This is a genomic window from Leifsonia sp. GW821-FHT13C05 (genome assembly GCF_058806515.1).
In genome coordinates this window covers 384,977-397,868 of the sequence record NZ_JBXAPT010000002.1, presented here as the reverse complement: position 1 = coordinate 397,868, position 12,892 = coordinate 384,977, and the positions used below count along the sequence as shown (strand labels likewise).

Genomic DNA, 12,892 nt, shown 5'->3' with positions numbered 1-12,892 from the left:
CACATCTTTGCGACGACAAAGATTTATATTCAAAAGGGTATATCCGATATACAATCACGGCTCCCGCGCGCGAGGGAGGGAGAGACGACGACACAAAGGGGGGTAGCTTCGACGGTCGCGGGTCCGAAAACTGGTGTCAGGTATGTTTGCCTGACCGAAAGGACGCCTCCGATGACCCGAATCGCGCCATGACGGCGGCCGCATACCTGACCGGCTTCGGGAGCTACCTCCCCGGGGAGCCGGTCGACAACGACGGGATTGCGGCCAGGCTCGGCGGCGACGACCCGGTCACCGAGCGCATCCGGCGTCGGGTGCTGGCTGCGAACGGCATCCGGAAGCGGCACTACGCGCTCGACGAGCACGGCGAGCCGACGGAGCTCAACGAAGAGCTCGCCGTCAAGGCGCTGCAGGCTGCCCTGGACGACCGCGGGATCCCGGCCTCCGGCCTTCGGATGCTCGCGACGGCGACCACGATGGGCGACGTACTCGTGCCCGGCTTCGCGTCGATGGTGCACGGCAGGCTCGGCGGGGGACCCATGCAGGTGCTGTCCGCCTCCGGCGTGTGCGCGTCGAGCCTCGCCGCCCTGGATGCCGCCGCGAGCAAGATCCGGCTGGGCGACCATCCACGGGCCGCCGTCGTCGGTTCCGAGCTGCCCAGTCGGAGCCTCCGGCAGCGCCGGTTCGACGGCAAGCGCGCAGGGCTCGACTCGCACTTCCTGCGCTGGATGCTCTCCGACGGCGCCGGGGCGGTGGTGCTGGAGTTCCAGCCGCACCCGAGCAGGCCGTCGCTGCGGCTCGACTGGGTGCGGCAGGTGTCGCTCGCCCACCAGCATCCGGTGTGCATGCGGGCGGGGATGGACGGCACGGAGGCGAGCGTCGGGAGCACCTGGCAGGACGTCAGCGTCGCCGAGGCCGATGCGGCGGGGATGTTCCTGCTGCGGCAGGACGTGAGCGTGCTCGACGAGCTGGCAGAGGCCGGGCTGAAGCAGTTCGAGGAGCTGGTCGACATCGGCCTGGTGGATGTGAAGCACCTCGACCACGTGATCTGCCACTACAGCACCAACGCGTTCAGGGACCTCGCCTTCGACTCCCTGCGCCGCCGCCTGCCCACCCTGGACACCGACCGCTGGTTCTCCAACCTGGAGACCCGCGGCAACACCGGCTCCGCCAGCATCTTCATCGCGCTGGAGGAGGCGTGGAGCACCGGACGGTTCGCCGTCGGGGACACCGTGCTTCTCGCCGTGCCGGAGTCCGGCCGGTTCTCGTTCGCCTTCGCCCACCTCACCGTCGTGGGGCCGGGAGCCCCGCAGAACACCAGCACGCAGAACACCACCAAGGAGCAGTGACATGACGACAGCCACAGCCACGCCAGACGCGACCGCCGTCGCCGAATCCCTCTTCACCCGCCTGACCGAGGTGTGGGCCGACCTGGAGGAGCGGCTGGACCGGGTCCCCATCCTGAGCAGGCTCGCCGAGGGCACGGTCACCATCGACGACTACAGCAGGCTGCTCTTCAACCTCCGGCAGCAGGTGGTAGACGGGTCGCCGTGGATCTCCCGCGCGGCGTCCAGCTTCGACGTCGACCACTTCACCCTGCGGTCGGCGGCGATCCGCCACGCGGAGGAGGAGCACCGCGACTACCTCATGCTGGAACGCGACTACGTGGCGATCGGCGGATCGCTGGATGAGCTGCGCGCCGGCAGGAAGAACCTCGGCTCCGAGGCGCTGTCCGGCTACATGTTCCACTACGCCGACCGCCCGAACCCGGTGGGCCTGCTCGGCGCGATGTTCATCATCGAGGGGCTCGGCGCGAAGCGGGCGGCCGGCTGGGCCGCCCGGTTCCAGGAGGTGCTCGGCCTGGCAGACAACCAGGTGCACTTCATGCGCTACCACCAGGATGCGGACGCCGAGCACACCGGGGCTCTGGAGGCGATCCTGACCTCCGGCATCATCGACGACGCCGCGGCCGACGACATCGTGCGCTGCGCGCAGGTGGTCGCCAGGCTGTACGTGCTGCAGCTCGAGGAACTGGATCAGTGACATGCCGGAGGTAGGGCTGTCCGACCCGAGCATGTGGGATGCGATCTCCGCCGACCCGTCCATCCCGCTCGATCGCGCGCTGGTGCGGAAGATCCTGGACGATCAGCGGCGGCTTTCCCGGCGCTGGTTGTACCCGGTCGCCCGGGTGCTGTCCCGGGTGATCGTCGCCCTGGTCTCGATCGTCAAGCGGGTGCTGCCGTTCCGCTGGATGTCGCTCGGCACGATGGATGTGCTCTGCGTCTGGTTCCTGCGCCGGTTCGTGCATCCGGATGCGGTGGAACTGCTGATCCGGCACTTCGTGGTCGAGACGAACCTCGTGAACTTCCTCATCCGCAACACCCCCGCCGCGATGGAGCCGGTCACCCTGCGGCCGGTGACGCTCGCCGGGCTGGGCGACCACGCCGTGGTCGAGCACGACGTGAACGTCTACGACGTGTTCATCGCGCTGGACGGCGTTCCGGTCACCCGGCGCGAACCGCTCGACCTGCAGCAGTTGGACATCCCGGCCATCGACCCGGAGCGCGGCCGCCGCCGGCTGCTCAGGCTGGACATCCAGACCGCCCTCTGCTTCATGAACATCCCGTTCTCGATGGCGCTCACCCTGGAGGAGTACCGCAGGGCGATCCACTCCATCCGGTTCGACGACTCGCTCCTTGAACTGCTCGCGGTGGTCTGCGACGACGACACGTTCCGGCATTGGAAGACGGGCGCGCTCAGCCTGCGCATGGACTCCAACGTGGATGTGCCGCAGGCCGTCTACCTGCACGCCCTCGTCTGCGAGTACGCCCACGCCCGCCTGGTGGAGCTCGCCTGACGCGATCAGACCCGGGCAGGCAGCCGCTTCACGATGTACGGCGCGACCAGGCCGTGCAGGATGATGCTCGAGACCACCGTCAGCACCGCGACATCCCAGACGTCGTCTCCGGCGCCGGTGGGCAGCTTGTTGAACGCCAGCAGGCCGAAGACGATGGATGCGGCTCCGCGCGGCCCGACGAGCCCCACGATCGTGCGGTCCCGCCACGAGATGGATGAGCCGAGCGTAGCCAGGTAGACCGGCACGGCGCGGAACACGGTGAGCGCGAGCAGCGCGACCAGCAGGAGCATCCAGTCGACGCCTCTGACGATCATGTCGGTGGTCATGGCGCCGAGGACGAACCAGACGAAGTTGGTCGCGAGGACGCCGACCTCCTCCACCAGCACGAGTTCGTCGTGCGCGATCGACAGTTGCTCCGTCTTGCGTGTGCGGGTGAAGCGGAACATCACCCCGGCGACGAAGGCGGCGACGAAACCGTTGGCGCCGACCCCGTGGATCGTCGCGATCCCGTAGGTGAGGAGAGGGGTGATCAGCATGACGATGCGCACGCCGGTCGGGTTGGCGAAGCCGCGGCCGGATGCCCAGCGGGTGAGCAGGCCGATCGCGCCGCCGAGCAGCACGCCGACGAGGATGGCGACGATGGTCGCCGGCACGGCGCCGAAGAACGCGTTGATGAAGTCCTCGACGTTCTTCTCCAGTTCGGTCTCGGTGCTGTGCGACGGCTCCGTGCCGCTGTCCGCGACCTTGATCAGCGTCGGCAGCACCACCGCGATGGCCAGCGACATACCGAAGATCGGGGAGATGAGGCCGTCGTTGTACCCGCTCTCCACGTTGAGGATCTGCCGCACCCTGGCCGGGATCCTCGGAGAGCGGAGCAGCGCCGTCGCCGGCGCGAAGTCGGTCGGCATCACGACGCAGGCGATGACGATGAGCACGAACAGGTTCACGCCGGGCAGCAGCCAGAGCCCGCTGACGACCACGAGCGCGAGCGACAGCGGGAGCGCGATCAGCACCAGCCGCGCGATCATCTTGCCCTCGCCGCCGAACACGCCGCCCTTCACCTCGCAGGCGTCCACGAACAGCAGCACGGCCAGGATCAGCTCCACCACGTGCTCGGCCACATCGCTGTCGACGGCTTCGACGAACGCCGGGATGTCGATCAGCACCACCAGCGAACCGATCAGCGCCAGCGCCAGCGGCCCGGCGATCCCGCTGCGCTCGAACCGATGAGCGACCAGTGACCACAGCACGATCGCGGCGAACCCCACGAGGATGATGGTCGGCATCCGGGACCCTTCGCTCCGACTCTCGGCCCCGCGGCGCGAGGTGGGACAATTCTGCCCTGTCTGCGACCATGAAGGGATGCTCGACACCTTCTTTCGCCTGCTCGACGCGGTGCCGGTGCCGCCGGACGCCGAGTACCTCTACGGCGACGACGAGCTCGGCCGGATGCGGGAGCGCAACCTCCGCCGCTACCTCGCCGCCGTGCACGGGACCACCGTGCTCCTCCTCGCCGAGGCGCCCGGCTGGCGCGGCATGACGGTCACCGGCGTCCCGTTCGTCTCCGCGCGCGAGGCCGGTGAGGGTGGGGCCGCCGCGCGCGCCGTTCCGGGGCTGGAGCTGCCCGAGCATCCACAGGCCCCGTGGGAGGCGTCGAGCAGGGTGGTCTGGGCGGCGCTCGCCGACTGGCGCGGGCCGCTGCCGCTGACCTGGCCGATCTACCCGCACCATCCGTTCGTCGCCGGCGACCCGCGCACCAACCGCACTCCGCGGCCCGCCGAGGTGCGCGACGGAACACCCGTCGCGCTCGAGCTGGCCAGGGCGTTCGGCATCCAGACCATCGTCGCTGTCGGCAGGAAGGCGCAGGGCGCGCTCGCAGCGGAGGGGGTGGATGCGCCCGCCGTGCGCCACCCTGCGCAGGGCGGCGCGCGGGCGTTCACCGAGCAGGTGCTGGCGCTGAACGCCCGATCCTGAGGGACTCGTCGCGTTCAAGACCAGCCTAAAATCTGTTATCTTGCATATGGATCAATAGGCCGGGAGAGTATCTCGAGCCGTTTTTTGAAAGAGAGAACTCGCGTGGACTTCGTGCAACTGATCTTCGGTGCAGCACTGCTCGGTGTCGGCATGCTTGTGCTCTGGATCGTGACCTCGATGGTCAGGCCGCTTCGGAAGCTCAGGCCGCGGAAACCACGCGACGATTGAGCGATGAATCGCATACGCAGCTCGCAGCCGCCACCTGAACGCCCGATCCTGAGCGTTCTCACATAAATGCCCGTTTAGGCTTTCCCTCCCGAATACGTGAGGAAGCCCCCGTGTCAGAGACTGCCCCACCCGTCGTCGCCCCCACCCAGGCAGAGCAGCCGTCGCCGCGCCGTCCGAACGCTCCGCAGCGCGGGATCAGCTCGCTGATCTTCGCCAGCCGGTGGCTGCAGGCCCCGCTCTACCTCGGCCTGATCGTCGCGCAGCTGATCTATGTCTACGTCTTCATGGTGGAGCTGTGGCACATCGCCGAGGACGTCATCGCCCACCCGACGCACATCGAGGAAGCGGACATCATGCTCGCGGTCCTCGGGCTGATCGACGTGGTGATGATCGCGAACCTGCTGATCATGGTGATCATCGGCGGCTACGAGACGTTCGTGTCACGCGTGAACGTGGAGGGACACCCCGATCAGCCCGAGTGGCTGTCGCACGTCAACGCCAACGTGCTCAAGGTGAAGCTGGCGATGGCGATCATCGGCATCTCCTCCATCCACCTGCTGAAGACGTTCATCGCCGTCGCCGATATCGGGGCAGCCAACGGCGGCGTCCTCGGCAGCGAGAAGTACACCAGCGAGGGCGTCTTCTGGCAGGTGGTCATCCACTGCGTCTTCATCCTCTCGGCCGTGGCGCTGGCCTGGATCGACAAGCTGTCGAAGACGAAGTGACCGGGCGTCAGCCGAACGACACGGCCGTCCACGACACGGGCGGCAGCACGACCGTGAGGCGGCCGTCCTCGATCGCCGCCGACGTGTTCGGCGTGAGGCCGACGCGCGTCTGGTTCTCGAGGGTGTTCTTCGCGTAGACGTCGTCGTCGGCCAGCGTGACCGCTTCGTCGATCCGGGATGCGCCGAGGTCGCGCACGTCGATGGTGACGGTCCGGGATGCGGTCTGGTCCCGGTTCACGAGGAACACCGCGCCGGTCGCGGTCTCGTCGTCGAACGTGGCGACGGCATCCACCACCGCGGCATCGCCGTGGACGGCGGTGGCGTAGGTCGGCGAGTCGATGACCGGGCGCAGCACCGTGCCGCGCGCCAGCCTGCTGGTGACCGAGAACGGGAAGAATGTGGTCTGGCGCCAGGCGTCCCCGCCCGGCTCCGTCATGATCGGGGCGATCACGTTGACCAGCTGGGCGAGGGAGGCGGAGGTGACCCTGTCGCTGTTCTTCAGGAGGGTGATCAGCAGGTTGCCGAGCACGACGGCGTCTGCGACCGAATAGACGTCTTCGAGCTGGCGGGGGGCGATGCGCCACTCGTCGTTGATCTCGTCGGAGGCCTGGTGCTCGTCGAGGTACCAGATGTTCCACTCGTCGAACGAGATGTTGATCTTCTTCGTGCTCTTCTTGCGGTACCCGACGTGGTCGGCGGTCGCGACGACCGTGTCGATGAAGTACTGCATGTCCACCGACGAGGCGAGGAACGATCCGAGGTCGCCGCCGCGCTCCTGGTAGTAGGCGTGCGCGGAGATGTAGTCGACGTGGTCGTACGCGTGCTCCAGGACGACGCGCTCCCACTCGCCGAAGGTGGGCATCCCGGAGCCGGAGGAGCCGCAGGCGACGAGTTCGAGGTCTTTGTCCGCCATCTTCATCGCGGCGGCGGTCCTGGCGGCGAGCTTGCCGTAGTCGTCAGCCGTGAGGTAGCCGGTCTGCCACTGGCCGTCCATCTCGTTGCCGAGGCACCACATCCGGATGTTGTGCGGTTCGGGCGTTCCGTTGGCGATGCGCTGGTCGCTGAGCGCCGTGCCGGACGGGTGGTTGGCGTATTCGAGCAGGTCGAGCGCCGACTCGATGCCGCGGGTGCCGAGGTTGACGGCGAGCATCAGCTCGGAGTTCGTCAGCTTCAGCCAGCGGGAGAACTCGTCGAGTCCGACCTGGTTGGTCTCCAGCGAGTGCCAGGCGAGGTCGCGGCGCACCGGGCGGCTCTCGCGCGGGCCGACGGAGTCCTCCCAGCGGAAGCCGGAGACGAAGTTGCCTCCTGGATAGCGGACGGTGCTGGTGCCGAGCTCCTTGACGAGGTCGACCACATCCCGCCGGAAACCGTCGGCGTCGGCGGTCGGGTGGCCGGGCTCGTACAGGCCGTCGTACACGCACCGGCCGAGGTGTTCGACGAAGGCGCCGAAGGTGCGGCGGCGCACGGGGCCGACGGTGTTCGCGCGGTCGAGGATGATCGTGGAGTCAGACATTCGTTGGCTTCCTTCGTCGTAGTACAACGTTTACCTATAACGTTGTAGGAAGACTATCCGACAATCCGGGGCGCCCTGTCAACCCCGGTTCGGAGACGCGCGGTCAGCGAGCGGTCGACTCGCGGGCGACCAGCCGGAACGGCGCCTCGTGCTCCTGGAACGGAGTGGTGTCGCCGCCGATCCGCGCCAGCAGCAGGCGCACGGCCGTCTCCGCGATGTCGTCGCGGCCGGGCTCGATCGACGACAGGGTCGGGATGGAGTACCTCGTCTCGTCGAGGTCGTCGAAGCCGATCACCGCCACGTCGTCCGGGATGCGGAACCCGCGGTCCTCGATGGCGCGCATCGCGCCGAATGCCAGCGAGTCGTTGAAGGCCACGACGCCGTCCACGTCGATGCCGGTCTCGAGGAACGTCCGCATGGCGCGCGCGCCGTCGACTCTGCGCCACTCCCCGGCTTCGAGCACCAGCTCGTCGCGGTACTCGACCCCGGCCGCCTCCAGAGCCTCCCGGTACCCGGCCAGGCGCAGCCCGGCCGAGCCGACGACCTCACCGGGATGCGCGCCCAGCGCGACGATCCGGCGACGCCCGAGCGACAGCAGGTGCTCCGTGGCCGCCCGGGAGGCCGCGACGTTCATCATGGTGACGTGGTCGGCGGGACCGTGGAAGATCCGCTCGCCCAGCAGCACGATCGGGGTCGGCACGTCGACGAGGGCGGCGTCCTCCTGGCCGAGGCCGGCGACGCTGAACAGGATGCCGTCCGCCATCCGCATCTGCGGGCCGCGCAGGATCGCGAGCTCCCTGTCACGGTCGCCCCCGCTCTGCTGGATGAACACCGCGACGTCGTGCGTGGCGGCTTCGCGCATCACGGAGTCGGCGAGCTCCGCGAAGTACGGGTTCTTGAGGTCGGGGATCACGAGGCTGATCACGCCCGTGCGTCCGGAGCGCAGGCCGCGCGCCGACAGGTTGGGCTGGTAGCCGAGCTCGGCGATGGCGGCGTCGACCGCCGCCCGCGTTGCGTCGCTGATGTACGCGTAGCCGTTGATCACGTTCGAGACGGTCTTGATGGACACGCCCGCCGCCGCAGCCACCTCGCGGAGCGTCACGGCCACAGTCGAATCCTTCCCGAGCCACCCCGGAGCGGTCCCCTGGAATGCTACAACGGCGCGGGCGCGGAGGGCTGGCGGCAGTGGGCGGCAGGGGAGCGCGATCAGTGGATGCGCGCCGGGTCGGCCGCCAGGCCGCTCGCGTCCAGCTCCTCCCAGAGCGCATCCGGGATGGTCGCCGCGTACCGGTCCGCCGTGCTCCGCACGTGGGACGCGGTGCGCATCCCGGTCACCACGGAGACGACGGCCGGGTGCCGCAGGGGATACTGGACGGCCGCCTCCGGCAGGCTCACGCCGTGCCGCGCGCACGCCTCCGCCAGCGCCTCCGCGCGTTCGACGACCGCAGCCGGGGCCGTTCCGTAGTCGAAGTGCGCGGCCCTGTCGACGGTCGGGCTGCTCAGCAGTCCGGAGTTGTAGACCGCCGCAGCGACCACGAACACCCCGCGGCGCAGCGCCGCGGGAAGGAGGTCGGTCAGCGCCGACTGGTCGAGGAGGGTGAACCTGCCGGCGACCATCACCACATCCACGTCGGTCTGCTCGACGAACGCGGTGAGCATGGCCGACTGGTTCATCCCGGCCCCGAAGGCGCGCACGACGCCCTGGTCGCGGAGTTCGACGAGTGCCCCGATGCCGGTGGTCGACGCCTCCGGCCAGTGGTCGTCCGGGTCGTGCAGGTACGCGATGTCGAGGTAGTCCGTTCCGAGGCGTTCAAGGGACGACTCGACCGAGCGGAGGATGCCGTCCCTGCTGAAGTCCCACACGCGCCTGCGGTCGGCGGGCACGACGAACCCGTCGTCGTCGAGCCGGTCGGCGGTCTCCGGGGTCTCGACGAGCAGCCTGCCCACCTTCGACGAGAGCACGAGCTCGTCGCGCCGCGCGTCGTTCGCACGCAGAGCGGCACCGAGCCGCCGCTCCGACAGCCCGAGCCCGTAGTGCGGGGCCGTGTCGAAGTACCGGATGCCGGCGCCGAGCGCTGTGGCGACCGCACTCTCGGTCTCCTCGTCCGTGGTCTCGCGGAAGAGGTTCCCGAACTGGGCGGCGCCGAGGCCGAGTTCCGTCACCGCTGCTCCCGTGCGGAGGGTGCGTGCCGGGATGCTCGTTCGTGGGTTCATCGCTTCTCCATGACCGTGATGATAACTCAGCATACGTATTATGTTTGCGGACATTCTGATCTAAGCTGTGGTCGCCGCATCCCGCCAGGGGTCGAAGCGGCGCGACGAGGCGTAAACGCAGAGAAGAGGAGCAGTCGGCGATGTTGGCGGCAGAGTACACAGGGGCACGAACGATCACGGTCGAGGAGCGCGAGCCGGCGGCTCTGCGCGACGGGGAGGTCAGGATCGCCGTCGCGTACGTCGGCATCTGCGGCACAGACCTGCACGTCTACCACGGCGACATGGATGCGCGGGTGACCACCCCGGCGACCATCGGCCACGAGATGTCCGGCACCATCGCCGAGCTCGGCCCGGGCGTCGACGGCTGGGCGGTCGGCGACCTGGTCACCGTGATGCCTCTCGACTGGGACGGCACCTGCCCGGCCTGCCTCGCCGGAAACCAGCACATCTGCCAGAACCTCGACTTCATCGGCATCGACAGCCCCGGAGCGCTCCAGCAGTACTGGAACGTGCCGGCCCGCACCCTCGTCCGGCTCCCGGATGGCGTGTCGCTGCGGGATGCCGCGCTCGTCGAGCCGGTCGCCGTGGCCGTGCACGATGTCCGCCGATCCGGCGCGGGCGCCGGCGACAAGGTCGTCGTGATCGGCGCAGGACCCATCGGCGTGCTCATCGCGACGGTGGCGACCGCATCCGGTGCCGAGGTGGTGATCGCGGAGATCGACGCGAACCGCAGGGCGGCCGCCGAGGACATGGGGCTGCGCACCATCGACCCGTCCGGGGTCGACCAGGTGGCGTGGGTGAACGAGTGGACGGGGGATGCGGGCGCCGACGTGGTGTTCGAGGTCTCCGGCGCCGCGGCCGCCGTGCTCGGCGCGACCGGGCTGGCGAAGGTCCGCGGCACTGTGGTCGTGGTCGCGATCCACTCGCAGCCGAGGCCGCTCGACCTGCACCGCGTCTTCTGGCGCGAGCTCACCATTCTGGGGGCGCGGGTGTACGAGCGGCAGGACTTCGAGCGCGCGGTCGAGCTGGTGGCCGGTGGCACCATTCCGGCCGGGAAGCTCATCACGCGCGTGGTCGCGCTGGCCGAGGTCGCGGCGGCGTTCGAAGCGCTCGAGGCCGGCCAGGCCATGAAGCTGCTCGTGGAGGTCGGAGCATGAACCCGTTCGATCTGACCGGCAGGCTCGCCGTCGTCACGGGCGCGAAACGCGGGATCGGGTTCGCGATGGCCGAGGCGTTCGCCGCGGCCGGAGCGGACATCGTCGGCGTCTCGGCGACGCTCGATCCGGAGGCGTCGGCGATCGCCGACCGGGTGCGCGGGATGGGTCGCTCCTTCACCGGGCACAGGGTCGACTTCGCGGACAGGGCGCAGGTCACGGCGTTCGCCGACGGACTGGTCGCCGGGGATCGCACGGTGGACATCCTGGTCAACAACGCGGGCGTCATCCGCCGCGCGCCCGCCGCCGAGCATCCGATGGAGTGGTTCGACGAGGTGCTGGAGGTGGACCTGACGAGCGGCTTCCTGCTCAGCCAGGTGCTCGGGCGCCGGATGCTCGATGCCGGCCGGGGGCGCGTCATCTTCACCGCGTCGCTGCTCTCGTTCCAGGGCGGCATCAACGTGCCGGGCTATGCGGCGGCGAAGTCCGGTGTCGCCGGTCTCGTGCGTGCGCTCTCCAACGAGTGGGCGGGGAGGGGTGTGACCGTCAACGGCATCGCTCCCGGCTACATCGCGACGGACAACACCCAGGCGCTGCAGGACGACGAGCAGCGGTCGCGGTCGATCATCGAGCGCATCCCCGCCGGTCGCTGGGGTGCTGCGGAGGACGTGGCGGGGGCCGCCGTGTTCCTCGCCTCCGACGCTGCGGCGTACGTCACGGGCTCCATCCTGCCCGTCGATGGGGGCTGGCTCGGCCGGTAGGCGATTGCCCCTTGGCAAACATCATACGTATGCTCTATGCTCGCACTACGCCTCCTCGGCGTCGTCAACGAAGTCGACAAGACAAGGACATCTCATGGTCGGAATCCACACTGTGGTGCGTTCGAGCCGAAGGCCCGCGCTGACGGTGGCAGCGATCGGAGCCGCAGCGGCACTGATCGCCCTCACCGGTTGCAGCACCGGCGGAAGCACCACGAACGGTTCATACGGCTTTCCCGAAGCCAAGCAGGACACCTCCTCGACGATCACCGTCTGGGTGGACGCGGACCGCCAGTCCGCTGCGAAGGCCTTCGAGAAGGCCAATCCCGAAACGAAGATCAAGGTCGTCACGTACGACGGATCGGCGAACGGCTCCAACTCGTTCCGCACGAAGATGCAACTCTTCGACAGGGCGGGCAGCGGCTGGCCGGACGTCGTGTTCTCCAGCCAGAACAGCGACGCATCCTGGGCCAGCCAGAAGTCGGGAGGCAAACAGGCCTTCGCCGCTGTGCTCGACAAGGGGCTCGTTCCCAGCGACACGCTGAGCAAGTTCACCGGAGGGGCCCTGAACCCCTGCACCGTCGAGGGCAAGGTCTACTGCCTCCGCAACGACCTCGCGCAGGCGGTGCTGTGGTTCGACAAGTCCCTGATGGACCAGTTCGGCTATACGGTCCCCACCACCTGGGAGGAATACCAGGCCCTCGGCGAGAAGGTGGCCAAGGAGCACCCCGGCTACATCGTCGGCACGGCGGGCGACGCCTGGACCCCCGAGGTCTTCATGTGGGCGAGCAAGTGCCAGGCGAACGACGTGACCGGTCCCAAAGCCGTCACGGTCAAGACGGACAGCGAGGAGTGCAAGCGGGCGGCATCCATGCTCGACACGCTCCGCGAGAACAAGACCGTCCCCGTCGTGAGCGTCTTCACCCCGGAGTTCGTCAAGAACTACAGCGGCAAGGTCCTGATGATGCCCGGCCCGGCCTGGTACGCGGGCGCCATCTTCAACAACGCGCAGTCGCTGAACGTGCCGGCCGGACAGCTCGGCGTCGCAGAGCCGCCCACCTGGAAGGGTGAGGACAAGGCGGTCACCGGAAACGTCGGAGGCGGCACCTGGTTCATCTCCAGCCACTCGAAGAACCTGAAGGCGGCTGCGAAGTTCGCCGAGTTCGTCACCACGGCGGACGACTACCAGGTCGCCCTCGCCCCCGGATACCCGGCGTACGCGCCGGCCGCGGAGAAGTGGATCGCCAAGCAGGAGTCGAGCAAGTACTTCGCGACGCCGCTCAAACCCATCGTGACCGCCGCATCCCAGGTCTGGGACGGCTGGGGCTACCCGGTCTTCAGCCAGGAAGCCGTCTGGGCGAAGACCATGACCCCGGCCATCACCGGAGGCAAGTCCATCGTCGACCTGCTGCCGACCTGGCAGACGGCCATCGAGAACCAGGCCAAGGTCGACGGATACACGGTGAACTGAC

At 68.7% G+C, this 12,892-nt stretch carries 12 protein-coding genes; 8 read left to right on the top strand and 4 right to left on the bottom strand.

Annotation, left to right across the window (positions count from 1 at the left end; all coding sequences use genetic code 11):
• The first annotated feature begins 188 nt into the window (after positions 1–188).
• From AC1ROC_RS08465 to AC1ROC_RS08455, 3 genes are read left to right on the top strand one after another with little or no spacing between them, the layout of a single operon-like run.
• On the top strand, positions 189–1,346 hold the full coding sequence (locus AC1ROC_RS08465; protein ID WP_492999461.1) for a 3-oxoacyl-[acyl-carrier-protein] synthase III C-terminal domain-containing protein: 1,158 nt from the start codon (positions 189–191) through the stop codon (positions 1,344–1,346).
• Position 1,347: 1 nt separating this feature from the next.
• Complete coding sequence (locus AC1ROC_RS08460) at positions 1,348–2,040, top strand: iron-containing redox enzyme family protein (protein ID WP_168690416.1); 693 nt, start codon at positions 1,348–1,350, stop codon at positions 2,038–2,040.
• A 1-nt stretch (position 2,041) separates the two neighbouring features.
• A complete protein-coding gene (locus tag AC1ROC_RS08455; RefSeq protein WP_492999459.1) occupies positions 2,042–2,854 on the top strand; it encodes a DUF6999 family protein in 813 nt (270 codons plus the stop codon).
• Positions 2,855–2,859: 5 nt separating this feature from the next.
• Here the strand turns inward: AC1ROC_RS08455 and AC1ROC_RS08450 are convergent, their stop codons facing one another.
• The gene (locus AC1ROC_RS08450) at positions 2,860–4,140 is read right to left on the bottom strand and encodes a cation:proton antiporter (protein ID WP_492999458.1); all 1,281 of its coding nucleotides are present in this window, start codon (positions 4,138–4,140) and stop codon (positions 2,860–2,862) included.
• A 76-nt stretch (positions 4,141–4,216) separates the two neighbouring features.
• On the opposite strand from AC1ROC_RS08450, the gene AC1ROC_RS08445 reads away from it, so the two are divergent.
• Together AC1ROC_RS08445 and AC1ROC_RS08440 are read left to right on the top strand one after the other, a co-directional pair.
• On the top strand, positions 4,217–4,828 hold the full coding sequence (locus AC1ROC_RS08445; protein ID WP_492999456.1) for a uracil-DNA glycosylase: 612 nt from the start codon (positions 4,217–4,219) through the stop codon (positions 4,826–4,828).
• A 338-nt stretch (positions 4,829–5,166) separates the two neighbouring features.
• Positions 5,167–5,781 carry a TIGR00645 family protein gene (locus AC1ROC_RS08440; RefSeq protein WP_168690412.1) on the top strand — a complete coding sequence of 205 codons (615 nt, stop codon included), beginning with the start codon at positions 5,167–5,169 and terminating at the stop codon, positions 5,779–5,781.
• Positions 5,782–5,788: 7 nt separating this feature from the next.
• Here the strand turns inward: AC1ROC_RS08440 and arfA are convergent, their stop codons facing one another.
• The 3 genes from arfA to AC1ROC_RS08425 form a co-directional block, all read right to left on the bottom strand.
• On the bottom strand, positions 5,789–7,294 hold the full coding sequence (gene arfA / locus AC1ROC_RS08435) for an arabinosylfuranosidase ArfA (RefSeq protein ID WP_434949906.1): 1,506 nt from the start codon (positions 7,292–7,294) through the stop codon (positions 5,789–5,791).
• A 103-nt stretch (positions 7,295–7,397) separates the two neighbouring features.
• Positions 7,398–8,402 (bottom strand): LacI family DNA-binding transcriptional regulator, encoded by a 1,005-nt coding sequence (locus AC1ROC_RS08430; protein ID WP_492999450.1) that lies wholly within the window; start codon positions 8,400–8,402, stop codon positions 7,398–7,400.
• Positions 8,403–8,500: 98 nt separating this feature from the next.
• Complete coding sequence (locus AC1ROC_RS08425; RefSeq protein ID WP_492999447.1) at positions 8,501–9,508, bottom strand: aldo/keto reductase; 1,008 nt, start codon at positions 9,506–9,508, stop codon at positions 8,501–8,503.
• A 140-nt stretch (positions 9,509–9,648) separates the two neighbouring features.
• On the opposite strand from AC1ROC_RS08425, the gene AC1ROC_RS08420 reads away from it, so the two are divergent.
• The 3 genes from AC1ROC_RS08420 to AC1ROC_RS08410 all read left to right on the top strand — a co-directional run bounded on the left by AC1ROC_RS08420 (position 9,649) and on the right by AC1ROC_RS08410 (position 12,891).
• Positions 9,649–10,665 (top strand): zinc-dependent alcohol dehydrogenase, encoded by a 1,017-nt coding sequence (locus tag AC1ROC_RS08420; RefSeq protein ID WP_492999443.1) that lies wholly within the window; start codon positions 9,649–9,651, stop codon positions 10,663–10,665.
• The gene (locus AC1ROC_RS08415; protein ID WP_492999441.1) at positions 10,662–11,423 is read left to right on the top strand and encodes an SDR family oxidoreductase; all 762 of its coding nucleotides are present in this window, start codon (positions 10,662–10,664) and stop codon (positions 11,421–11,423) included. Before AC1ROC_RS08420 ends, AC1ROC_RS08415 begins: the two co-directional genes overlap by 4 nt.
• A gap of 145 nt (positions 11,424–11,568) precedes the next feature.
• Positions 11,569–12,891: an ABC transporter substrate-binding protein gene (locus AC1ROC_RS08410; protein ID WP_434949896.1), complete on the top strand. Its 1,323-nt coding sequence runs from the start codon at positions 11,569–11,571 to the stop codon at positions 12,889–12,891.
• The last annotated feature ends 1 nt before the right edge of the window (position 12,892 follow it).